Genomic DNA, 23,141 nt, shown 5'->3' with positions numbered 1-23,141 from the left:
GATGGGTGCCCGCCTCTGCCCGCCACATCCCCGCAGCACTGGGAGGAGTCATCATGTCCAGCGAATGGCCGCTTTGGGAAATCTTCATCCGGGGTCAGCACGGCCTCAACCATCGCCATGTCGGCAGCCTGCACGCGCCTGATGCGGAAATGGCGATCCGCAATGCCCGCGACGTTTACACCCGCCGCAACGAAGGCGTGTCGATCTGGGTGGTGAAATCGAACGACATCACGGCCTCCAGCCCGTCCGAGAAGGGGCCACTGTATGATCCGTCGAACAGCAAGGTCTATCGCCACCCGACCTTCTTCGACATTCCCGACGAAGTGGGGCATATGTGATGCCGTCCCTTCCCGACATGACCACCCCGAACCTGACCGCGCTTGCCGGTCAGGGCTTGTCTGACAGCGGCCATGTGACGGTGCCCGCTCCGGATGCGGGCCAACCGGAATTCGTGGAGTTCCTGCAACGGATGGGCGACAATTGCCTGATCCTGGGCCACCGCGTGTCCGAATGGTGCGGCCATGCGCCCGCGCTGGAGGAGGATATCGCGCTTGCCAACCAGGCGCTTGACCTGATCGGCCAGTGCCGGTTGTGGCTGGGCCTTGCCGCCGAAGTCGAGGGCAAGGGCCGCGATGCCGACGCGCTGGCTTACTTGCGCGACGCGGGCGCCTTCCGCAACCTGCTGCTGGTGGAACTGCCGAACGGCGATTTCGGCGTGACGCTGATGCGCCAGTTCCTGTTCGACGCCTTCCATATCGAACTGCTGCGGGCGCTGAAGACATCCTCGGACAGCCGCGTGGCGGACATTGCCGCCAAGGCAGAGAAGGAAGTCGCCTATCACCTGGAACGCTCCGCCGATCTGGTGATCCGGCTGGGCGACGGCTCTGACGAAAGCCGTCAGCGGATGCAGGCCGCGCTGACGAAGCTGTGGTCCTATACGGGCGAGATGTTCGTGGACGATGCCGTTGACCAGGCCATGGCCGATGCGGGCATCGCGCCCCTGCCGTCCTCGTTGCAAGCCGCGTGGGACAAGACCGTCGCGGCGGTCCTGGACGAGGCCACGCTGGCCGCGCCCACAGGCGCTTGGCAACACAAGGGCGGCAAGAAGGGCATCCACACCGAACACCTGGGCTATATCCTGGCCGAGATGCAGTTCCTGCAGCGCGCCTATCCCGGCGCCAGGTGGTGATGCCATGTCCGTCACCACGCTGCCCCATACCGACCGGATCTGGGAATGGCTGTCGCAGGTGCCGGACCCGGAAATCCCCGTCATCAGCCTGACCGACCTGGGCATCATCCGCGATGTCGAGTGGCGGGATGATACGCTGGTCGTCACGGTCACGCCGACCTATTCCGGCTGCCCCGCGACCGGCATCATCAACCTCGACATCGAAACCGCGCTCCGCGCCCACGGCATCGAGAAGGTGGAACTGAAGCGCCAGCTTGCCCCCGCTTGGACGACCGACTGGATCACCGCCGAAGGGCGCGAGAAGCTGCGCGCCTATGGCATCGCGCCCCCGGTGGACGGCACGGCGGCGGAGGGGGTGCTGGCGGGGCGCGTGTCGCGGCTGATGGGCAACAACCTGACCATCCAGTGCCCGCGCTGCGGATCGACCCATACGCAAAAGGTCAGCCAGTTCGGCTCGACCCCCTGCAAGGCCAGCTATCGCTGCACCGACTGCCTGGAACCCTTCGACTATTTCAAGTGCATCTGACTGCACGCCCAAGGAAAGACACCCCGATGGCACGCTTTCTGCCCCTGAAGGTCACCGATGTGCGCCGCGAGACCCGCGATGCGGTCGTGGTGACGCTGGCCCCGCGCGACGAAGACCGCGCGCTGTTCGATTTTACCCAAGGCCAATACCTGACCTTCCGCCGCAGCTTCGATGGCGAGGAATTGCGCCGGTCCTATTCCATCTGCGCGGGCGTCGATGACGGCTGTCTGCAGGTGGGCATCAAGCGCGTCGATGGCGGGGCCTTCTCCACCTGGGCCAACGAAAACCTGGCGCCCGGCGACGAGATCGAGGCGATGCCGCCCATGGGCAAGTTTTCCATGCCTTTGGATCCGCAGGCGGCGCGGCACTACGTGGGCTTTGCCGCAGGGTCGGGGATCACGCCCGTCCTGTCCATCGTCAAGACCGTGCTGCGGCGCGAACCCAGGTCGCGCTTCACGTTGGTCTATGCCAACCGCCAGATCAGCAGCATCATGTTCCGCGAGGAGCTTGAGGATTTGAAGAACCTCTATCTCGGCCGCTTCTCGGTTTTGCATGTGCTGGAGTCCGAGGCGCAGGAGATCGACCTGTTCACCGGCCGCATCGACGCCGACAAGATGACCGCGCTGTTCGACCGCTGGATCGACGCGAAATCTGTTGACGCGGCCTTCATCTGCGGGCCCGAGCCGATGATGCTGACCGTGGCGCAGTCGCTGCGCGACCACGGGCTGCGCGACGACCAGATCCGGTTCGAGCTGTTCGCCAGCGGCCAGCCGGGCCGCGCCAAGGCCCGCCCGGTGTCGAAAGCCACCGAGGCGGGCGAGGGAACGCAGGCCACCGTCACGCTGGACGGCGCCACCCGCAGCTTTTCCATGCCGCGCGAAGGCCAGACGATCCTGGACGCCGCCATCGCCAGCAACATGGACGCGCCCTATTCCTGCAAGGCGGGCGTGTGTTCCACCTGCCGCTGCAAGGTGCTGGAAGGCGAGGTGGAGATGGCAGTGAACCACGCGCTTGAGGACTATGAGGTCCGCGCGGGCTATGTCCTGTCCTGCCAGGCCTATCCGCTGACCGACCGCGTTGTCGTGACCTATGATGAGTGAGGCGCCCATGTCTGAGACGATGAACATCGAGGACTATCTGGCCCAGGGCGGTGTCCTGACCGCGCCCGGCAACGTGCCCGCCCGCTATCGCGGAGAGCTGCTGCGGCTGATGTCGTCCTTCGTGGACAGCGAACTGGCGGCCTCTGCTGGTTTCGCATCCTCCATCAACTTCGCTCCGGGAATCCGCGAACGCATCGCCGCCAGCCGGATCACGCTGGAAAAGGCCGACCACGCCGAACGCGTGCTGGCGGTCATGGGCGATTTCGGTACGGATACGCGCCGCTACCAGACCCAGCACGACTGGGCTGCCCGCGTGGACCGCGACACCGACCTGGGCGCCACGCGCCGCGAAGGCGACATGCGGCTGTCGGTCTTCCATTACCCGATCAACGGCTGGACCGATGCGGTGGTGATGAACGTCCTGCAAGGGCTGGCGACAGGCGTGCAGATGACGGAACTGACCCGCGTCTCCTATGCCCCCCTGGCCGAGGTCTTCCGCGAGATCGCCCCGCGCGAGGCGCGCCATGCCGAACTGGGTCTGGAAGGCCTGGCCCGCATCGTCGAGAACGGCGGGCAGTCCGACGTGCAGGCCAGCCTTGCCTATTGGCGCCCCCGCGTCGCGGCGGGCTTCGGGACGGCAAAGTCGGCGCGTTACGCCACGCAGGCGCGATTCGGCATCCGCCACACCCCGAACGAGGCGCTGCTGGCCCGCTGGGAAAAGCTGACCAACGAACATCTGGCCGCCCTGGGTCTCTGACCCGCGCGCCATTGACGATAAAGGAACTGCCATGACCATCACGCTTCGCGCCCCGCGCCGCCTGGAAAGCTTTGTCTGCGGGGAATGGGTGCCCGGCGCGAAAGAAGGGCAGACCCTTTTGGACGCCGCCACCGGGAATCCGGTTGCGACCATCGATTCGACCGGCATCGACTTTGCGGCGGCGCTTGACTACGGGCGCGCCAAGGCCGGGCCAAAACTGCGGGCCATGACCTTCCATGAGCGCGCGGGGATGCTCAAGGCCCTGGGCCTTGCCCTGATGGCGCAGAAGGAGGAGTTCTACGCCGAAAGCCTGCACACCGGCGCGACCCGCGCCGATGGCTGGGTGGATATCGAGGGCGGCATCGGCACCATGCTGACCTTCGCCTCGAAGGGCCGGCGCGAATTGCCGAACACCCGCGTGCTGACCGATGGCGATGTGGAGCCGCTGTCCCGTGACAACAGCTTCAGCGCGCAGCATATCCTGTCGCCGCTGCATGGCGTCGCGATCCACATCAACGCCTTCAACTTCCCCGTCTGGGGGATGCTGGAAAAGATTGCGCCGACGCTGCTGGCGGGCGTGCCCTGCCTGGTGAAGCCCGCGAGCCAGACCGCCTATTTGACCGAACTGGTCGTGCGGCGGATCGTGGAAACCGGCATCCTGCCCGACGGCGCGCTGCAACTGGTCTGCGGATCGGTGGGCGACCTGCTGGACCACGTGACCGAACAGGACGCCGTGACCTTCACCGGGTCCGCCCATACCGGTCGCAAGCTGAAGACGCATCCCGCGATCGTCCAGCATTCCGTCCGCTTCACGATGGAGGCCGACAGCCTGAACGCCACCATCCTTGGCCCTGACGCGGTGGCGGGCACGCCCGAATTCGACCTGTTCGTGAAGGAGGTCGCGCGGGAAATGACCTCGAAGGCGGGCCAGAAATGCACCGCCATCCGCCGCGTCATCGCGCCGCGCGGCCAGGTGGACGCCCTGATCGCTGCCCTGCGCGACCGTCTGGACAAGACCGCACTTGGCCTGCCGGGGGATGAAGGCACGCGCATGGGCCCGCTAGCCAGCCTCGGCCAGCGGAACGAGGTGCGGGCGCGCATCCGCGAATTGCAGGCGGTGGCCGAGATCGTGGCGGGCAATCCCGACGATGTGCGCATCACGTCGGGCGATGCGGACAAGGGCGCGTTCCTGAACCCGGTCCTGCTTTATGCCGACAAGCCGTTCGAAGCCGACGCCGTGCATGACTGCGAAGCCTTCGGCCCGGTCTCCACCGTCATGGCCTATGACGATCTGGATGAAGCGGTCGCCTTGGCCGCACGGGGGCGCGGGTCGCTGGTGTCGTCCGTCTTCACCGACGATAAGGACGTGGCCGAACGCGTGGTTCTGGGCGTGGCCCCCTTCCACGGGCGGGTGCTGATCGGCAACCGTCTTTCGGCCAAGTCCTCCACCGGGCACGGCTCGCCGCTGGCGCCGCTGGTCCATGGCGGTCCGGGCCGCGCAGGCGGCGGCGAGGAGATGGGTGGCATCCGGGGCGTCAAGCATTTCATGCAGCGCACCGCCGTGCAGGGCACGCCGCGCCTGCTGTCGGCGGTGACGGGCCGCTGGATCGAGGGCGCGGACACCCAGCAGGGCACCCACCCGTTCCGCAAATCGCTGGCGGAACTGCGCATCGGCGACCAACTGGTCACGGCGGCGCGCAAGGTCACGCAAGAGGATGTCGAGCATTTCGCCCAGTTCACCGGCGACACCTTCTATGCCCACATGGACAGCGATGCCGCCAAGGCCAACCCCTTCTTCGACGACCGTGTGGCCCATGGCTATCTGATCGCCTCCTTCGCGGCGGGGCTGTTCGTGGAGCCCAATCCCGGCCCGGTGCTGGCGAATTATGGCGTGGACAACCTGCGCTTCCTGACCCCGGTCTATTTCGGCGACACGCTGCAGGTCTGCCTGACCTGCAAGGAGATCAACCCGCGCGAAAATGCCGGTCACGGAGAGGTCCGCTGGGACTGCCAGGTGACGAACCAGAACGGGGCCGTGGTCGCGCAATACGACGTGCTGACCATGGTGGCGAAAACCTGGCCGCAGGTCGCGTGATGGCGAGGGTCTATTCCTGGGACGGCATCGTGCCGGTGATCGACCCGCAGGCCTTCGTCCACCCCGAGGCCGTGGTGATCGGCGACGTGATCATCGGCCCCGGCGTCTATGTCGGTCCCTGCGCGGTCCTGCGCGGGGATTTCGGCCGCATCGTGCTGCACGAAGGGTCGAACGTGCAGGAAACCTGCGTGGTCCATTCCTTTCCCGGCAAGGATGTCGTGGTCGAGGAATCCGGTCATGTCGGCCACGGCGCCGTCCTCCACGGCTGCCATATCGGCAAGAACGCCATGGTCGGCATGAACGCCGTGGTCATGGACGAGGCGGTGGTGGGCGAGAACACCATCATCGCCGCCATGGCCTTCGTGAAGGCCGGTGCGCAGATCCCGCCGAACAGCCTCGCGGTCGGATCACCTGCAAAGGTCGTGCGGGAACTGTCGGCGGACGAGATCGCCTGGAAGCGGCAGGGCACCGGCGTCTATCAGCAGCTTGCGGTCGAGGCGCGCGAGAGGCTGGCCCCGGCGGAGGCGCTGACCGAGGCCGAGCCGGACCGCCGCCGGGCCGAGGCGCCGCGCTACGACCCTCTGGTCATGGCGCGAAAGGGGTTCGAACGGTAGGATGCGTGCAGGCACGCACCCTACGGCGCTTTGTTGCCGGTTCGGCAAAATGTGATGGGTGTTTTCAGCCGGTTGCGCGTTATATCGCGGTCCCGTTCTTCAGGAGCATCGGAATGAAGTTTGCCTCCATCCTCGCAGCCGCCGGATTGATCGCCGCTTCGGTCGCGGCAAGCCCGGTCCTGGCCGATCCCGGCAACGGCAAAGGCCACGGCAAGGCTCATGCCCGTCATGCCGAGACGCGCGGACATCGGGACGACCGCCGGGATGATCGCCGCCACCGCACCGTCCATGTCGCCGATTGCCCCCCCGGCCTTGCCAAGAAGAACCCGCCCTGCGTCCCGCCCGGACAGGCGCGCAAGCATTCGGTCGAATACGGCAGCCGGGTCGGGGATGTCCTGCGCACCCGCGACTATGTCCTAATCCGCGATCCCCGCCGCTATGACCTCGAATCCCGCAGGGGCTGGGACTATTATCAGGACAACAACAGCGTCTATCGCGTGGACAGCAACACCCGGAAGATCCTGGCGGTCATCAACCTGATCGACGCATTTTCGAACTGATCGCGGGGGCCGGACCACCGCCCCTTACCGCACCGCCTTGATCCCCTCCAGGATCAGCGTCGTCGCCACGTCCGCGTAATCCTCACGGCTGATGCGGCCGCCATCCTTGAACCACATATAGACCCAGTTCATCATGCCGAACAGCGACATGGTGACGGGCATCAGCAGCGGGCGTTCGCGGGTGTTCAGGTCCGGGTTGATCTGGTCCAGCACCGCCGAGAACCGCTTCACGATACCGCGTTCCACCGCCATGATCCGCGCCTTCTGGTCGTCGGTCAGCGCGGCGGTCGCGTTCAGCTGGACCTTGTGCTGGTTGTCGGCGCCGCGATAGCTTTCCAGGACCGCGCCGACCAGGCTGCGCAACCGCTGGTGCGGGGGCAGGGCGGGGTCGTCGGCGGCCCCGATGGCGTCCTGCAATTCCTCCAGATGCGTCATGATGATCGCGAAGATCAGCGCGTCCTTGGAGGGGTAATAATGATACAGCAGCGCCTTGCTGACCTGGGCCTGCTGGGCGATCTGCGCCATCGACGCCTTGTCCATGCCCTGTTCGGCAAAGACCAACGCCGCATGATCCAGGATGCTGCGCTGCTTTTCCTCGAAATCCTGTGCCCGCGTCCTGGCCATGCCGTTCCTTCCCTGCGTCCTGCCCGCCGCTTTAACCGGGGGTTGCGGCAAAGTCATCACCGACCCCGGCGCGGGTTCATTCCTTCGGGCGGTTATCGATCACCCGCTTGGCCTTGCCCTCGGACCGGGCGATGCCGCCGGGGTCGCGGACCTCGATCCGGGTGGACACGCCCACGACCGACTTGATGTGATGGGACAGTTCCTTGGCGGATATCGCGCGGGCATCCACTGCGGCGTGATCCTCGGCGCATTCGACATGGACGGTCATGGTGTCCATGCGGCCCGACCGGGTCAGTTCGATCTGGAAATGGGGCGCAAGGCCCGCGCATTTCAGGATCTGCTCCTCGATCTGGGTGGGGAAGACGTTGACGCCGCGCAGGATGATCATGTCGTCGCAGCGTCCGGTGATCTTCTCGATCCGGCGCATGGACCGGGCGGTTCCCGGCAGCAGCCGCGTCAGGTCGCGGGTGCGATAGCGCACCATCGGCAGGCCTTCCTTGGTCAGCGTGGTGAAGACCAACTCGCCCATCTCGCCATCGGGCAGGACTTCGCCGGTCACGGGATCGATGATTTCCGGGTAGAAATGGTCTTCCCAGACATGCAGCCCGTCCTTGGTTTCCACGCATTCCTGGGCGACGCCCGGACCCATCACCTCGGACAGGCCATAGATATCGACGGCGTGCATGTCGAAGGCGTCCTCGATTTCCTGGCGCATGGCATTGGTCCAGGGTTCGGCCCCGAAGATGCCCACTTGCAGCGACGACTGGCGCGGGTCCAGGCCTTGCCTGCGGAACTCGTCCAGGATCGACAGCATGTAGGATGGCGTCACCATGATGATGCGCGGCTTGAAGTCGTGGATCAGCGTCACCTGCCGTTCCGTCATGCCGCCCGACATGGGAACGACCGTGCAGCCCAGCTTTTCCGCCCCGTAATGCGCGCCAAGCCCGCCGGTGAACAGGCCATAGCCATAGGCGTTGTGCAGCATGTCGCCGGGCCGTCCGCCCGCCGCCCGGATCGACCGAGCGATCAGGTTCGCCCAATGGTCGATATCGGCTTGGGTATAGCCCACCACGGTCGGCTTGCCGGTGGTGCCGGACGATCCGTGGATCCGCACCAGTTTGGATTGCGGCACGGCGAACATGCCGAAGGGATAGCAGTCGCGCAGATCCTGCTTCACGGTGAAGGGGAACTTGGCGATGTCACGCAGCGACTTCAGATCCTCGGGGTGGACATCGGCCTTGATGAACTGGTTGCGGTAGAAAGGCGAGTTTTCAAAGGCGTGTTTCAGCGACCGCTTCATGCGGTGGAATTGCAGCGCCTCGATTTCATCGCGCGAGGCGGTCTCGATCGGGTCGAGATCCTTGGGGTTCGGGGTCAGGTCTTCCATGGTTCTCCTCCCTGGAATGCGGATCAGGCGGGCAGGTGGGTGCCCTTGACGGTGCGCGAATGGCCGCGGAACTCGGCCACGTGGTCGCCGTCCTGGTTGGTGATGCGGATGTCGTAGATGCCCGACCGGCCCCGGCGGGACGTTTCCGTGGCGGTGGCGGTCAGCCGGTCGCCGATGCGGCCGGGGATCAGGTAGGTGATGGAACAGTGCTGCGCCACGGCCATCTGGTTGTAGCTGTTGCAGGCAAAGGCGAAGGCGCTGTCGGCCAGCGTGAAGATATAGCCGCCGTGGCAGTTGCCGTGTCCGTTCGACATGGCGTCCGTAATGGTCATGGACAGCGTGGCCTGACCGGGGGCGATGTGATCCAGGGTCATGCCAAGCCGCTGGCTGGCGGAATCGTCGTTCCACATGGCTTGGGCCGAGGCTTCGGCGATTTCCTGCGGGGTCATCTCGCTGACGGATTTCATTTGCCGCTGAACCTCGCCGGGCGCTTTTCCAGGAAGGCGGTGACGCCTTCTGCATAATCGGCGCTGCGGCCCGCCTGCTGTTGCGCGTCGCGTTCGGCGTCAAGCTGCTGGTCAAGGCTGTTGGTCGCGGCGTCCTGGATCAGCCGCTTGGTTAGGCCCAGGCCCAGGGTCGGGCCTGCCGCCAAGGATTTGGCAAGGGCTTCGGCCTCGGCCATCAGTGTTTCGTCGTTCACGGCCTTCCAGATCAGGCCCCAGTCGGCGGCCGTCTCAGAAGGCAGGGGTTCGGCGGTCAGCATCAGGGCCTTGGCGCGGGGTTCGCCCAGGATGCGCGAAAGCGACCAGGTGCCGCCCGCGTCGGGGACAAGGCCGATTTTCGCGAAGGCCTGGATGAATTTCGCCGACTTCGCCGCCAGAACGATATCGCAGGCGAAGGCGATATTGGCGCCCGCACCCGCCGCCACGCCGTTGACCGCGCAGACCACCGGCTTTTCCAGCGACCGGATCAGCCGCACCGTCGGGTTGTAGAAGGTCTCCAGCGTATGCCCCAGATCGGGGGCAGGCCCGCCCCTGCGGGGATCGCGGTTGCCCAGATCCTGCCCGGTGCAGAAGCCGCGCCCCGCCCCGGTCAGCAGCACCGCCCGCACCGCCGCGTCGTCATGCGCCCGCTGGATGCCTTCGCGCAGCGCCAGGTGCATCTCCTCGTTGAGGGCATTCAGCTTGTCGGGCCGGTTCAGCGTCAGCGTCAGCACGCCATCGGCAAGGGCCGACAGCACCGTGGGGGATGTGGTCATGGTCTTCTCCCTGCGCGCCGATTTCTCGGCCTCCTCGAAGAAATGTGTTGCATAGACCGACCGGCCGGTCAATGATATTCGCAAGCCGGAGGAGGAACCGGCGGAGGAGCCCATGACCGATTTCTTTGCCCGCCATCGCCAGATGCTGGATGACGCCGTTCAGGTGCTTCACGCGCGGACATTCTGGACCCCGTTCCCCGAGGTGCCCAGCGGCAAAATCTATGGCGAGACCGCCAAGGCGGATGGCGAGGCAGCTTTCACGGCGCTGTTGGGCAGCGACTTCGCCCTTCCCGGTCATCCCGAACAGCGCCGCCTGGGGGCCGAGGTTTCGCCCTGGGGTGATACGCTGGGCATCGCCTATCCGGCGGCGGATGCGCCCGCGCTGATCGCGGCAGCGCAGGCGGCAGCTGACGATCTGGCGGCGGCTGGCGTGGAAACCCGCGTCGGCGCCTGCCTAGAAATCCTGTCTCGGCTGAACCGGATCAGCTTCCTGTTGGGCCATGCAACGATGCACACCACGGGCCAGGCCTTCGCCATGGCCTTCCAGGCGGGCGACCCTCATGCGCAGGATCGCGGGCTGGAGGCTGTCGCGGTCGCTTATACGGAAATGACCCGCTTTGCCGACGCCGCCCGCTGGGAAAAGCCGCAGGGCAAGGCCGCGCCGCTGGTGATCGACAAGCAGTGGACGCTGGTGCCTGCGGGGGTTTCACTGGCCATCGGCTGCAACACCTTCCCGACCTGGAACAGCTATCCCGGCATCTTCGCCAGCCTTGCCACCGGCAACCCGGTCATCGTGAAGCCGCACCCGGCGGCGATCCTGCCGCTGGCCCTGACCGTGCAGGTCGCGCGCGAGGTTCTGGCCGAGGCCGGCCTTCCCGCCGACGCGATCCTGCTGGCCGTGGACGAGCCGGGGGCCGAGATCACCAAGGATCTGGCAACCGATCCCGCCATGCGGCTGATAGACTATACCGGGTCGTCCACCTTCGGCGACTGGCTGCGGGAAAACGCGCGGCAAGCGCAACTGTTCACCGAGGAAACCGGCGTCAACAGCAGCGTCATCGCCGCGACCGACGACTTCGACGGAATGTGCGCGAACCTCGCCTTCTCGCTGTCGCTCTATTCCGGGCAGATGTGCACCTCGCCGCAGAACATCTATGTGCCGCAGGACGGGATCGACACGGACCAAGGGCACAAGTCCTTCGATCAGGTCGCCGAGGGACTGGCCCAGGCCATCGACTCGCTGCTGGCCGATCCCAAGCAGGCGGCAGGCATCTGCGGCGCCATCGCCAATCCGGCCACGCGGGGCCGTGTGGAGCAGGCCCGCGCCCAAGGTCGCGTCATCCGCGATGGCACGCCGCTGCTGCTGGCGGTGGATGCCGACGCTCCCGTGGCGCAGGACGAATGCTTCGGCCCCGTGGCCTTCGTCATCCCCTGCACCGATGCCGACAACGGCATCACCCGCGCCGCCGATCGGGCGGCTCAAAAGGGCGCCATCACCGCTGCGCTTTATGACACCGACGAAGCGCGCATCACGCGTGCCGTCCGGGCCTTCGCCCGTGCGGGCGTGAACCTGTCGGTCAACCTGACCGGCAACATCTTCGTCAACCAGTCGGCGGCCTTCAGCGATTTCCACGTCACCGGCGCCAACCCGGCCGGAAACGCCAGCCTGACCGACACCGCCTTTGTCGCGACCCGCTTTCGCCGCGTGATGTGGCGCAGGCCCGCCGCCGCCGTTTAACCAAGTTCTCTGGGGAGGAGATAAACAATGCAGAAGATCCTGACCACCACGGCCCTTGCCACCGCTCTGGCGCTTGGCGCGACCGCCGCCAGCGCCGAAATCCGCATCGGCGCATCCCTGTCCGCGACCGGCCCCGCCGCCTTCCTGGGCGACCCCGAGGCCAAGACCCTGGAAATGCTGGTCGAGCAGATCAACGAAAAGGGGGGCATCAATGGCGAGGAAATCGCGCTGACCCTTTACGACGACGGCGGCGACCCGAACAAGGCGCGCACCTTCGCCACCCGCCTGATCGAGGATGACGAGGTCGTGGCGATCATCGGCGGATCGACCACCGGCACCTCCATGTCGATCCTCTCGGTCGCCGAGGACAACGAGATCCCCTTCATCTCGCTGGCCGGTGCCATCGAGATCATCGACCCCGTGAAACCCTTCACCTTTAAGACCCCGCATACCGACCGCATGGCCTGCCAGAAGATCTTCGAGGACATGCAGAAGCAGGGCATCACCACCATCGGCATGATCTCGGGCACCGACGGCTTCGGCGCGTCGATGCAGGCGCAGTGCAAGGAGGTGGTGGGCGAATACGGCATCACCGTCGCTGCGGACGAGACCTACAACCCGACCGACGCCGACATGACCACGCAGCTGACCAAGATCCGCAACACCGACGGCGTGCAGGCCGTGCTGAACCCCGGCTTTGGCCAGGGCCCGTCGATCGTCACGCGCAACTATCGCCAGCTTGCCATCGACTTGCCGCTGTATCAGTCGCACGGCGTGGCATCCGACGGCTTCATCGAACTGGCGGGGGCCGAGGCTGCCGAGGGCGTGCGCCTGCCCGGCACCGCGCTGCTGATCGCGGACCAGCTTGGCGCGGATGACCCGCAGAAGCCGGTGGTGGATGCCTACAAGACCGCCTTCGAGGAAAAGACCGGCACCGCGGTCGGCACCTTCGGCGGCTATGCCAACGACGCCTTCCTGATCCTGACCGACGCCATCACGCGGGCGGGCGAGGCCGAGCCGCAGGCCATCCGCGACGCCATCGAGGCGACCAGCGGCCTTGCGGGCACCACCGGCATCTACACCATGTCGCCTGAAAACCACCTGGGCCTGGATCTCTCCGCCTTCCGCATGTTGCAGATCAAGGGCGGCGAATGGACCGTGGTGGAATGATCCGCTGACCGCCGCGCCCGATCCAAGGGCGCGGCATTCCTGCCAGAAAGGGTCGCCATGGCGGAACTGCTGCAATTCCTGTTTTCGGGCGTGACGGTGGGCGCGGTCTATGCGCTTGTCGCGCTTGGCTTCACGATCATCTACAACGCCTCCGACGTGGTGAACTTCGCGCAGGGCGAATTCGTCATGCTGGGCGGGATGCTGACCTTTGTCTGCCATGCGGCGGGCCTGCCGCTTCCCCTGGCGGCGCTGATCGCCATTGTCGTGACATCCGCCATCGGCGTCGCGATGAACAAGCTGGCCATCGAGCCCGCGCGCGGCGCGCCCGTGGTGTCGCTGATCATCATCACCATCGGCGCATCCATCTTCATCCGGGGCGGGGCGCAGCTACTGTTCGGCAAGCAGATCCACAGCTTCCCGGCGTTTTCGGGCGACACGCCCCTGCGCATCGGCGGCGCCACGATCCTGCCGCAAAGCCTGTGGGTGATCGGCGGCGCGGTGGTGGTTTTCATCGGCCTGTGGCTGTTCTTCACCCGCACGCTGACCGGGCGTGCGGTGCTTGCCACGTCGAACAACCGCCTGGCTGCGCAGCTGGTGGGCATCAACACCAATTTCGTGATGACGCTGTCCTTCGCGCTGTCGGCGGGCATCGGCGCGCTTGCCGGGGTGCTGGCAACGCCGATCACGCTGACATCCTATGACGTGGGCCTGGCCTTCGCGCTGAAGGGCTTTGCCGCCGCCATGCTGGGCGGGATGGGCAACCCGAAGGGCGCGCTTGCCGGGGGCTTCCTGCTGGGCCTGCTCGAGGCGCTGACGGCGGGATACCTGTCGTCGCAATACAAGGACGCCGCCGCCTTTGTCGTGATCCTGCTGGTGCTGTTCTTCATGCCGCAGGGCCTGTTCGGCCGCAAATCGACCGAGCGGGTGTGACATGAAGCTGACCCCCAAATCCGCCACGCTGCTGGTGCTGGTCGTCCTGATCCTGCTGTCGCCCATCCTGTTCCCCTCGGGCTATTACTACCGCGTGGGCGCGCTGATCTTCGTCAACGCCATCGCCGTGACCGGTATCGTGATCCTGACCGGATACGCGGGCCAGATCAGCCTGGGCCATGCCGGTTTCGCCGGGATCGGCGCCTATGCCTGCGCGCTGGCCCCCGTGCATCTGGGGCTGTATCCCGCGCTGGCACTTGTTCTGGGCGCGGCGATTTCCGCCGTCCTGGCCTTTCTGGTCGGCCGCCCGATCCTGCGGTTGAAGGGATATTACCTGGGCGTCGCCACCCTGGGCTTCGGCATCCTCGTCTCGATGGTCCTGAACAACGAACGCCAACTGACCGGCGGCCCCGACGGGATGGAAGTGCCGGACCTGGGCCTGCGCGGGCTGCTGAAGGACGCGGGCCTGGACCTGACCAACGGCCAGTTCTGGTATTTCTTCTGCGGCATCGTCCTGATCCTTGCCGCCTGGCTGGCGCTGAACCTCTACAACAGCCCGACCGGCCGCGCGCTCCGCGCCCTCCACGGGTCCGAGGTCGCGGCGCGGACCGTGGGCGTCGATGTGGCGCGGCTGAAACTGCAGGCCTTCGTGATCTCGGCGGTCTTTGCGTCCGTGTCCGGCTCGCTGTTGGCGTTGCAGAACAAATTCATCACGCCGGACGTGGCGGGCTTCATGCACTCGATCGAGATGGTGACGATGGCCGTCCTGGGCGGCGTCGGATCGGTGCTGGGCGCGATCTTCGGCGCGGCGGTGCTGACGCTGCTGCCGCAGGTGCTGACGGTCTTTGCCGAATACGAACAGCTTGTGCTGGGCTTGGTGATGATGCTGGTGATGATCTTCCTGCCGCAGGGGTTGCTGCCGTCGATCCTGCGCAAGGTCCGGGGAAAAGACGAATGACCGCGCTTCTGTCAGTCGAGGGGCTTGGCATCAGCTTCGGCGGCCTCAAGGCCGTGAACGATGTCAGCTTCACCGTGCAACCCGGAGAGATTACTTCGGTCATCGGTCCGAACGGCGCGGGCAAGACCACGTTGTTCAACATGATCTCGGGCGTCTACCAGCCGGGCCGGGGCCGCGTGGTGCTGGGGGGCGAGGACGTGACCGGCAGGGCCCCGCATCTGCTGGCCCGGCGAGGGCTTTCGCGGACCTTCCAGAACCTGCAGATCTTCCAGTCCATGACGGTGCTGGAAAACGCGATCTCGGGCTATCACCTCAAGGAACGCGGGCCGGTTCTGGCGGACCTGCTGGGCCTGCCTGCATCCCGTCGCCGTGCCGCCGAGGCCGAGGCAGGTGCGCGCGAGCTTCTGGCCCGCGTGGGTCTTGACCGCGCGGCGGAGCGTGAGGCCGGGAACCTGTCCTATGGCGCGCTGAAACGGCTGGAAATCGCCCGCGCCCTGGCCCTGTCGCCGAAAATCCTGCTGCTGGACGAACCCGCCGCAGGCTGCAACGCGGTCGAGACCGAGGAGATCGACCACCTGATCGCCGAGGTCGCGGCATCCGGCGTGGCGATCCTGCTGGTCGAACATGACATGAAGATGGTCATGCGGATTTCCAACCACATCGTCGTGCTGGACCATGGCGAAAAAATCGCCGAGGGCGATCCCGCCAGCGTCAGCCGCAACCCGGCGGTCATCGCTGCATACCTTGGAACTGATGCAGAAACGGGGGCCGCCCATGCTGACGGTTGAGGGCCTGCGGTCGCGCTATGGCCGGATCGAGGTGCTGCATGGCATCGACCTGACGGTGGATTCCGGGGAAATCGTCACGGTGGTCGGCGCCAATGGCGCGGGCAAGACGACGCTGCTGAAATGCCTGTCGGGCACGCAGCCGGTGTCCGGCGGAACGATCACCTTCCGGGGCGAGACGCTGACCGGCGTTCCCGCCCATCGCCGCCCGGCGCGGGGCCTGACGCAATCGCCCGAGGGACGCCAGATCTTCACCAACCTGACGGTCGAGGAGAACCTGCGCCTTGGCGCGTATCTCTTCACCGACGACCGCGTGGAAAAGGACATGGAGGACGCCTTCCAGATGTTCCCGATCCTGCGCGAAAAGCGCAACCTGGCGGCGGGCGGGCTGTCGGGCGGGCAGCAGCAGATGCTGGCCATGGCCCGCGCTCTGATGGGTCGCCCATCCTGCCTGCTGCTGGACGAGCCGTCGATGGGCTTGGCCCCGATCATCGTGCAGCAGATCTTCGACGTGGTCAGCGGGCTCAAGGCGCTTGGCGTGACCGTGCTGCTGGTCGAGCAGAACGCCTTTGGCGCGCTGAAGATCGCGGACCGGGGCTATGTCATGGAAACCGGCCGCATCACCATGTCGGGCGCGGCGGAAGACCTGATCGCCGACCCGCGCATCCGCGAAGCATACCTGGGAATATAGCATGTCAGTTGTGACCATCACCCGCGAGGGCGGGATCGCCGTTGTCACCGTGGACAACCCGCCGGTGAACGCGCTGTCGCAGGGGCTGCGGCAGGGCTTGTGGGATGCGGTCGCCACACTGGACGCCGATGCCTCGGTCCGCGCCGTGGTCTTGATCTGCGCGGGCCGGACCTTCATCGCGGGGGCGGACGTGACCGAGTTCGGTAAGCCCCCGCTTGCGCCGCATCTGCCCGATCTGGTGGACCGGATCGAGGCCGCCGCAAAGCCCTGGGTGGCGGCGATCCACGGCTCCGCCCTGGGCGGCGGCTTCGAGGTGGCGATGGGCTGCCGGTTCCGCGTGGCGGTGGACAGCGCCTCGGTCGGCCTGCCCGAAGTCACGCTCGGCATCGTGCCGGGCGCGTCGGGCACCGTGCGCACGCCGCGCCTGGCGGGGGTGGAGGCCGCCGTCGATCTGGTCACCTCGGGCAAGCCCGTGCGGGCCGCGAAGGCGCTGTCGCTGGGGCTGATCGACGCGGTGGTCTCGGGCGACCTGCAGGCGGGTGCCATCACCTTCGCCCGCGACGCGCTGACCCGCGACCTGCCGCCCCCCGTCTCGGCCCGTCCGATCATCGCGCCCTATCCGGCCTTCTGGGAGGAGAAGCGCAAGGCCGTGGCAAAGGCCGCCAAGGGCGCCGAGGCGCCGCTGCGCGCGCTCGACTGCCTGCGCAAGGCGGCCGAGGCGCCCTTTGCCGAGGCCATGGCCTTCGAGCGCCAGACCTTCCTGGACCTGCGCGGATCGGAGCAGGCCGCGGCCCTGCGCCACGTCTTCTTCGCCGAACGCGCCGCGCCCCGGCCCGCGCATCTGAAGGGCGTGGAGCCTTTGCCCTTGCACAAGGTGGGCGTGATCGGCGGCGGCACCATGGGCGCGGGCATCGCCGCAGCCCTGCGCGATGCGGGGCTGCCCGTCACCCTGATCGAGCGCGACGACGAGGCCGTGGCGCGTGGGCTGACGAACCTGCGCGCCATCTTCGAGGGCGCCGTCAAGCGCGGCAAGCTGACGGACGCGCAGGCCGCAGACCGCATGGCGGGCGTCACGGCCACCACCGACTACGCCGCCCTGTCCGATGCCGACCTGATCATCGAGGCCGTGTTCGAGGAGATCGGCGTCAAGCGCGCCGTCTTCGACCGGCTTGCCACAGCCTGCCGCGCGGATGCGGTGCTGGCCACCAACACCTCCTATCTCGACCCCCGGCTGATCGCGGACGGGCTGCCCCACCCGGACCGCTTCATCGGGCTGCACTTCTTCAGCCCCGCCAATGTCATGCGCCTGCTGGAGATCGTGCCGGCGCCCCAGATCTCGGACCGGACGCTGGCCACCGGCTTTGCCCTGGCCCGGCTGCTGGACAAGATCCCCGTGCAATCCGGCATCTGCGAGGGCTTCATCGGCAACCGCATCCTGAAACGCTACCGCGCCTCGGCCGAGGCCCTGGTCCGCCAGGGCGTCGCCATTGCCGAGATCGACGCCGCCATGCGCGGCTACGGCCTGGCCATGGGCCCCTTCGAGGCGCAGGATCTGGGCGGGCTCGACATCGCATATCTGCAGCGCGAAGGGGCGCGGGCGGCGGGGCAGGAGGTGCCGGAAACCCTGGCCGACCTCCTGGTCCGCGCGGGCCGCAAGGGCCAGAAGACCGGCGGCGGCTGGTACGACTATGCGCCCGGCGACCGCAGGCCGCAGCCCTCGGCCACTGCCGCCGCGCTGCTGGCGGACCGCATCACCGGCAGTGCCGCGATGGACCGCGCCGCCATCGCCCGCCACCTGGTCGGCGAAATGGCCGCCGAAGGACAGGCGATCCTGGACGAAGGCATCGCCGCAAAGGTCGCCGACATCGACCTGGTCAAGGTCCACGGATACGGATTTCCGCGATGGAAGGGCGGGCCGATGTTCGCGACGGGACGGAGATAGATCGCGCTGGTTCCCTGCCTTAAGGCGGCGGGCGGGTCGTGCCGCGCCAGGCATGGTCTGGCGCAAATGCGCTGCCCATGGTCTGACAAGGCATACTGTCAAACCCCGACCGATCCGGTCGGCCCTGCGCTATCATTTTTGACATAAATGACAGGAGCGGCTGAGTGCCGCTCCTGTCTGGGCAATACTGGTTTCAGCGCCGGATCGCAGGATGTCCCGCGTCAGGCCGCGATCACTCCCACTCGATCGTGCCCGGCGGCTTCGAGGTGATGTCATAGGTGCAGCGGTTGATGCCCTTGACCTCGTTGATGATGCGCGTCGCGGTCTCGCCCAGGAAGTCGTGGGTGAAGGGATAGTAATCCGCCGTCATCCCATCGACCGACGTGACCGCCCGCAGCGCGCAGGCATAGTCATAGGTGCGCCCGTCGCCCATCACGCCCACGGTGCGGACCGGCAGGATCGCCACGAAGGCCTGCCAGATCTCGTCGTAAAGCCCGTGCTTGCGGATCTGGTCGATGAAGACCGCGTCGGCCTTGCGCAGGATATCCAGCTTTTCGCGGGTGATCTCTCCGGGGCAGCGGATGGCGAGGCCGGGGCCGGGGAAGGGGTGGCGGCCGATGAACTTTTCCGGCAGGCCCAGTTCGCGGCCAAGGGCGCGGACCTCGTCCTTGAACAGCTCGCGCAGCGGCTCGACCAGTTTCAGGCCCATCTTCTCGGGCAACCCGCCGACATTGTGGTGCGACTTGATCGTGACCGAAGGCCCGCCGCTGAAGCTGACGCTTTCGATCACGTCGGGATAAAGCGTGCCTTGCGCCAGGAACTCGGCCCCTTCGATGCCCGATGCGTAACGCTGGAACACGTCGATGAACAGCCGCCCGATGGTCTTGCGCTTGACCTCGGGGTCGCTGACGCCTTCCAGGGCGCCCAGGAACAGCTCGGATTCGTCCGCGTGGATCAGCGGGATGTTGTAGTTGTCGCGGAACATCGTCACGACTTCCTCGGCTTCGTTCAGCCGCAGAAGCCCGTGGTCCACGAAGACGCAGGTCAGCTGGTCGCCGATGGCTTCGTGAATCAGCACGGCGGCGACGGAACTGTCCACGCCGCCCGACAGCCCGCAGATCACCTTCCTGTCGCCCACCTGTTCGCGGATCTTGCGGATCGCCTCATCCCGGTAACCGGCCATGGTCCAGTCGCCGGTAAAGCCCGCCATGCGGACGAAGTTTTCCAGCATCCGCCGCCCGCGCGGAGTGTGATGCACCTCGGGGTGGAACTGCACCGCGTAGAAACGGCGCGCCTCATCCGCGATCATCGCGAAGGGGGCGTTGGGCGAGGTGCCGATCACCTCGAAGCCCGGCGCAAGGGCGGTCACGCGGTCGCCGTGGCTCATCCACACTTCCTCGCGGCCCCCATCCTTGTTGGTCGCATCGAACAGGCCCGCGAAGATGCCGTCGCCCTTGTGCCCTTCGGCCGGGGCGATGAAGGCGCGGCCGTATTCGGCGTGGTGGCCCGCCTCGACCTTGCCGCCCAATTGCTCCATCATCACCTGCTGGCCATAGCAGATGCCGAAGACCGGCACGCCCAGGTCGAAGACCGCCTGCGGGGCGCGGGGGCTGCCCTCGCGCGTCACGCTGTCCGGCCCGCCCGACAGGATCACCGCCTGCGGGTTCAGCCCGCGCAGGATGTCGTCGGTCAGCAGGTTATAGGGGTGGATTTCGCAATAGACGTTCAGTTCCCGCAGGCGGCGCGCAATCAGCTGCGTCACCTGGCTGCCGAAGTCGATGATCAGAAGGCGTTGATGCTGGGTCATGGATGCGCTTTAAGCGCGCCCATGCCGCCGCGCAAGGGATTTGGCACCCGGAACTGCCACAGTCGGGGCCGCGTTCCCAGCAGCAATAGCCGAGGTTCCCATGTCCGTCTTCCGCACCCTTGCCGCCGCCGCCAGCCTGGCTGCCCTTGCCGCTTGCCAGCAGGGCATCCGTACGGCCATGCCCTGGGAAACGCCCACCGTTCCCCCAGCCGAGGAAGCGCTGGCGGCGCAATGCGCGGGCGACCCGGCAATTGCCGCGCAGATGGACGCCGCCATCAACGCCGCGCGCGAAGGCGGGGGCAAGATCCCGCTGACCACGGCCCCGCTTCTGACGCGGATCGCGCAAAGCCATGCCTGCGACATGGCGCTGCTGGGGCGGGTGGATGTCGAAGGGTCGAACGGATCCAGCGTCGTGGACCGGGCGCGGGCCGTCGGCTATCCGACCTGCGGCGTCGTGCAGCTTGTCGGCCGGGGCGGCAGCCCGGCGGACGCCGTCGCGCGCTGGCTTGCCGCCGAGGCGCAGCGGACCGAGCTGCTGGGTCAGCCCAGCCGGCAGGTGGGCAGCGGCTATGCCAGGGGCGCCGATGGCCTGTCCTATTACAGCGTGGTCCTGGGCGACAACTGCCGATGAAGAAAGGGGCCTTGCGGCCCCTTCCTTATTTCTCGGGCACCAGGCCGCGTGGCGCGAAGCGCAGCACCAGAAGCAGAACCAGGCCCATGACAATGAAGCGCATATGCGGCGCGCTGCCCAGAAGATGCGCCTTGATGTCGCCATCGGGCAGGGGGCTGACCAGAAGGCCGATCAGGTTCGGGCCCCAGATCTCGACCTTGATCCACAGGAACCAGATCAGCACGGCCCCCAGGACCGAACCCCAGTTGTTGCCGGACCCGCCCACGATCACCATCACCCAGATCAGGAAGGTATAGCGCAGCGGACCATAGCTGGTGGGCGCCATCAGCCCGTCCAGCGTGATCATCATGGCGCCCGCGATGCCGATCACCGCCGACCCCAGGACGAAGACCTGAAGATGGCGGGCGGTCACGTCCTTGCCCATGGCTGCGGCCGCGGTTTCGTTGTCGCGGATCGCCCGCATCATCCGGCCCCAGGGCGATTTCAGCGCCAGCTGCGCCAGCAGGATGAGCGCGAGCAGCACGACCAGGAACAGCGACATGTAGCACAGCTTGACCCAGATGCCCGAGGCCTCGGCCACGCCGAAACCCCAGCGGGCGGCGAAATCGGCAAAGGCCGGGTTCTGCTGCAGGTCGGTCTCATAGGGCACGGGCCGGGGAATGGCGGCGACGTTCTTGACGCCGCGCGCCAGCCAGTCCTCGTTCTTCAGGACGGCCACGATGATCTCGCCGATGCCCAGCGTCGCGATGGCGAGGTAGTCAGAGCGAAGCCCAAGCGCGACCTTGCCCACGGCCCAGGCGGCGGCTGCGGCGAAGGCGCCGCCCATCAGCCAAGACAGCAGGATCGGCAGGCCAAGGCCGCCGATATTGCCGGTGCGGGCGGAATCATTGGCTTCGATCGCGGTGACGGCGGGGTCGAACAGCCAGCGATAGGCGACGAAGCCCGCCAGCAGCACCAAGGCCACGGCCCAGACCCGGCGCGTGCGCCCATAGACGATGCGCGCCAGGGCCAGCGTGCCAAGGCCCACCAGCAGCGCCAGGATCAGGCGCGGCCCGCCCGCGGACCAGGCGCCCTCGACCGGAGGCAGGGACACCAGCACCGGGGCAAGCCCGCCAATGGCGAGGAAACCCACGACGCCCGTGTTGAAGAGCCCGGCATAGCCCCATTGCATGTTCACGCCCAGGGCCGTGATGGCCGAGATCAGCCCCATGTTCAGGATCGCCAGGGCCGTGTTCCACGACCCCGAGAACATGCCGTTCCTGACCGTGCCCTCCAGCACGAACAGGATGGCGAGGGCCGCGAACAGGACGGGCGCGCGCCAGGGGCTGGCTTGGGCGGCTTGACGGTTGGATGACATGGCAAACCCCCCTTAGATCGACTTGCCGCGGAACAGCCCGGTCGGGCGGAACAGCAGCACCACGATGAGGATGACGAAGCTGACGGCGAACTTGTATTCGGTGCCCAGCAGTTGCAGCAGCCCCCCCGGTTCCCAGCCGGGCGCCAGATAGCCCGCGACCTTGACCCAGGGGTAGGTCACCGCGACTTCGGAAAAGGCGACAAGGAAACCGCCCGCGATGGCGCCGACGGGGTTGCCAAGGCCCCCCACGATGGCGGCGGCGAAGATCGGCAGCAGGATCTGGAAATAGTTGAAGGGTCGGAAGGATTTGTCCAACCCGTACAGCACGCCCGCGATGGTCATCAGGGCTGCGGCGATGATCCAGGTCATGCGCACCACCCTTTCGGGGTCGATGCCGGACAGCAGGGCCAGATCCTCGTTGTCGGAATAGGCGCGCATCGCCTTGCCCGACTTGGTGCGGTTCAGGAACCAGAACAGCGCCACGCAGACGATCACGGTCACGACCAGCGTCAGCGCTTGGGTGGACCGCAGCGCCAGCCCCTCGGCCAGGCCCGTCCAGTCGCGGAAATCGCGGACGTTGATGATGAAGCGCGCGCCGTCGTCGAAGCGCTGTTCATCGACGCCGATCAGCAGGCGCGTCAGCCCGTTCATCACGAACATCACGCCGACCGAGGCCATGACGAAGATGATCGGCGCTGCCCGCTGCGCTCGGTAGAAGCGATAGACCGCCCGGTCCGTCGCCAGCACAAGAACGGCCGTGGCGGCGATCCCCACGGGCAGGGCCAGCAGCGCCGTGGGCAGCGGCCCCAGCGACACGCCAAGCGCCTGCAGCCCCCAGGTCACCAGGATGGTGATGGCGGTGCCGAAGGCCATGGTGTCGCCATGGGCGAAATTGGAAAACCGCAGGATGCCATAGATCAGCGTCACCCCAAGCGCGCCAAGCGCAAGCTGCGCGCCATAGGCGGCGGCGGGGATGAAGACGAAATTCAGGAAGGCCACGAGGGCGTTGAGGATATCCAAGG

Annotated in this window: 23 protein-coding genes; 16 read left to right on the top strand and 7 right to left on the bottom strand. The window is 66.8% G+C overall.

The features are described 5' to 3' along the window. The first annotated feature begins 53 nt into the window (after positions 1–53). From paaB to AAIL68_RS04445, 8 genes are all read left to right on the top strand, one after another. Positions 54–338 carry a 1,2-phenylacetyl-CoA epoxidase subunit PaaB gene (gene paaB, locus AAIL68_RS04480; RefSeq protein WP_347138353.1) on the top strand — a complete coding sequence of 95 codons (285 nt, stop codon included), beginning with the start codon at positions 54–56 and terminating at the stop codon, positions 336–338. Continuing rightward, on the top strand, positions 338–1,189 hold the full coding sequence (paaC, locus tag AAIL68_RS04475) for a 1,2-phenylacetyl-CoA epoxidase subunit PaaC (protein ID WP_347138352.1): 852 nt from the start codon (positions 338–340) through the stop codon (positions 1,187–1,189). Before paaB ends, paaC begins: the two co-directional genes overlap by 1 nt. Positions 1,190–1,193: 4 nt before the next feature. Continuing rightward, the gene (paaD, locus tag AAIL68_RS04470) at positions 1,194–1,715 is read left to right on the top strand and encodes a 1,2-phenylacetyl-CoA epoxidase subunit PaaD (protein WP_347138351.1); all 522 of its coding nucleotides are present in this window, start codon (positions 1,194–1,196) and stop codon (positions 1,713–1,715) included. A 26-nt stretch (positions 1,716–1,741) separates the two neighbouring features. Then, positions 1,742–2,815: a 1,2-phenylacetyl-CoA epoxidase subunit PaaE gene (paaE, locus tag AAIL68_RS04465; protein WP_347138350.1), complete on the top strand. Its 1,074-nt coding sequence runs from the start codon at positions 1,742–1,744 to the stop codon at positions 2,813–2,815. A 7-nt stretch (positions 2,816–2,822) separates the two neighbouring features. Then, entirely contained in the window at positions 2,823–3,572 is a 750-nt protein-coding gene (locus AAIL68_RS04460; protein ID WP_347138349.1) for a Phenylacetic acid catabolic protein, read from the top strand. Between the two features lie 31 nt (positions 3,573–3,603). Beyond that, positions 3,604–5,667 (top strand): phenylacetic acid degradation bifunctional protein PaaZ, encoded by a 2,064-nt coding sequence (paaZ, locus tag AAIL68_RS04455; protein WP_347138348.1) that lies wholly within the window; start codon positions 3,604–3,606, stop codon positions 5,665–5,667. Continuing rightward, entirely contained in the window at positions 5,667–6,281 is a 615-nt protein-coding gene (locus AAIL68_RS04450) for a transferase hexapeptide repeat family protein (protein ID WP_347138347.1), read from the top strand. Before paaZ ends, AAIL68_RS04450 begins: the two co-directional genes overlap by 1 nt. A gap of 113 nt (positions 6,282–6,394) precedes the next feature. After that, on the top strand, positions 6,395–6,841 hold the full coding sequence (locus tag AAIL68_RS04445; RefSeq protein WP_347138346.1) for a hypothetical protein: 447 nt from the start codon (positions 6,395–6,397) through the stop codon (positions 6,839–6,841). 24 nt (positions 6,842–6,865) lie between these two features. Here the strand turns inward: AAIL68_RS04445 and AAIL68_RS04440 are convergent, their stop codons facing one another. From AAIL68_RS04440 to paaG, 4 genes are all read right to left on the bottom strand, one after another. Next, positions 6,866–7,465, bottom strand: a complete 600-nt coding sequence (locus tag AAIL68_RS04440) for a TetR/AcrR family transcriptional regulator (protein WP_347138345.1) — start codon at positions 7,463–7,465, stop codon at positions 6,866–6,868. A gap of 76 nt (positions 7,466–7,541) precedes the next feature. Then, positions 7,542–8,852, bottom strand: coding sequence for a phenylacetate--CoA ligase PaaK (paaK, locus tag AAIL68_RS04435; RefSeq protein WP_347138344.1), 1,311 nt, complete (start codon positions 8,850–8,852; stop codon positions 7,542–7,544). A gap of 23 nt (positions 8,853–8,875) precedes the next feature. Further along, a complete protein-coding gene (gene paaI, locus AAIL68_RS04430) occupies positions 8,876–9,301 on the bottom strand; it encodes a hydroxyphenylacetyl-CoA thioesterase PaaI (protein ID WP_347138495.1) in 426 nt (141 codons plus the stop codon). A gap of 14 nt (positions 9,302–9,315) precedes the next feature. Then, positions 9,316–10,110, bottom strand: a complete 795-nt coding sequence (paaG, locus tag AAIL68_RS04425; RefSeq protein ID WP_347138343.1) for a 2-(1,2-epoxy-1,2-dihydrophenyl)acetyl-CoA isomerase PaaG — start codon at positions 10,108–10,110, stop codon at positions 9,316–9,318. 112 nt (positions 10,111–10,222) lie between these two features. On the opposite strand from paaG, the gene paaN reads away from it, so the two are divergent. Genes paaN through AAIL68_RS04390 form a run of 7 tightly spaced genes read left to right on the top strand, consistent with a single transcriptional unit; the run spans position 10,223 to position 18,324 of the window. Then, complete coding sequence (gene paaN / locus AAIL68_RS04420) at positions 10,223–11,848, top strand: phenylacetic acid degradation protein PaaN (RefSeq protein ID WP_347138342.1); 1,626 nt, start codon at positions 10,223–10,225, stop codon at positions 11,846–11,848. 27 nt (positions 11,849–11,875) lie between these two features. Further along, positions 11,876–13,018, top strand: a complete 1,143-nt coding sequence (locus AAIL68_RS04415; RefSeq protein WP_347138340.1) for an ABC transporter substrate-binding protein — start codon at positions 11,876–11,878, stop codon at positions 13,016–13,018. A gap of 57 nt (positions 13,019–13,075) precedes the next feature. After that, on the top strand, positions 13,076–13,948 hold the full coding sequence (locus tag AAIL68_RS04410; protein WP_347138339.1) for a branched-chain amino acid ABC transporter permease: 873 nt from the start codon (positions 13,076–13,078) through the stop codon (positions 13,946–13,948). Position 13,949: 1 nt separating this feature from the next. Next, on the top strand, positions 13,950–14,906 hold the full coding sequence (locus AAIL68_RS04405) for a branched-chain amino acid ABC transporter permease (protein WP_347138338.1): 957 nt from the start codon (positions 13,950–13,952) through the stop codon (positions 14,904–14,906). Continuing rightward, positions 14,903–15,694 (top strand): ABC transporter ATP-binding protein, encoded by a 792-nt coding sequence (locus AAIL68_RS04400; protein WP_347138337.1) that lies wholly within the window; start codon positions 14,903–14,905, stop codon positions 15,692–15,694. The genes AAIL68_RS04405 and AAIL68_RS04400 overlap by 4 nt, the downstream gene beginning before the upstream one ends. Further along, positions 15,681–16,382 carry an ABC transporter ATP-binding protein gene (locus AAIL68_RS04395; RefSeq protein ID WP_347138336.1) on the top strand — a complete coding sequence of 234 codons (702 nt, stop codon included), beginning with the start codon at positions 15,681–15,683 and terminating at the stop codon, positions 16,380–16,382. Before AAIL68_RS04400 ends, AAIL68_RS04395 begins: the two co-directional genes overlap by 14 nt. 1 nt (position 16,383) lies before the next feature. Further along, positions 16,384–18,324, top strand: a complete 1,941-nt coding sequence (locus AAIL68_RS04390) for a 3-hydroxyacyl-CoA dehydrogenase NAD-binding domain-containing protein (RefSeq protein ID WP_347138334.1) — start codon at positions 16,384–16,386, stop codon at positions 18,322–18,324. A gap of 232 nt (positions 18,325–18,556) precedes the next feature. Here the strand turns inward: AAIL68_RS04390 and guaA are convergent, their stop codons facing one another. Continuing rightward, positions 18,557–20,131, bottom strand: coding sequence for a glutamine-hydrolyzing GMP synthase (guaA, locus tag AAIL68_RS04385; protein WP_347138333.1), 1,575 nt, complete (start codon positions 20,129–20,131; stop codon positions 18,557–18,559). Between the two features lie 100 nt (positions 20,132–20,231). Here guaA and AAIL68_RS04380 point away from each other — a divergent pair, with 100 nt between their 5' ends. Beyond that, complete coding sequence (locus AAIL68_RS04380) at positions 20,232–20,762, top strand: CAP domain-containing protein (protein WP_347138332.1); 531 nt, start codon at positions 20,232–20,234, stop codon at positions 20,760–20,762. Positions 20,763–20,787: 25 nt separating this feature from the next. On the opposite strand, the gene AAIL68_RS04375 is transcribed toward AAIL68_RS04380, so the two are convergent. Both AAIL68_RS04375 and AAIL68_RS04370 read right to left on the bottom strand, forming a co-directional pair. Continuing rightward, positions 20,788–22,119 (bottom strand): branched-chain amino acid ABC transporter permease, encoded by a 1,332-nt coding sequence (locus tag AAIL68_RS04375; protein WP_347138331.1) that lies wholly within the window; start codon positions 22,117–22,119, stop codon positions 20,788–20,790. Positions 22,120–22,131: 12 nt separating this feature from the next. Beyond that, positions 22,132–23,139 (bottom strand): branched-chain amino acid ABC transporter permease, encoded by a 1,008-nt coding sequence (locus tag AAIL68_RS04370; protein WP_347138329.1) that lies wholly within the window; start codon positions 23,137–23,139, stop codon positions 22,132–22,134. Positions 23,140–23,141 lie beyond the last annotated feature (2 nt).

This window comes from Paracoccus sp. SSK6, from assembly GCF_039770665.1.
Classification (GTDB): Bacteria; Pseudomonadota; Alphaproteobacteria; order Rhodobacterales; family Rhodobacteraceae; genus Paracoccus.
The sequence above is the reverse complement of the archived record's forward strand: the minus strand, read 5'-3'. Positions and strand labels throughout refer to the sequence as shown.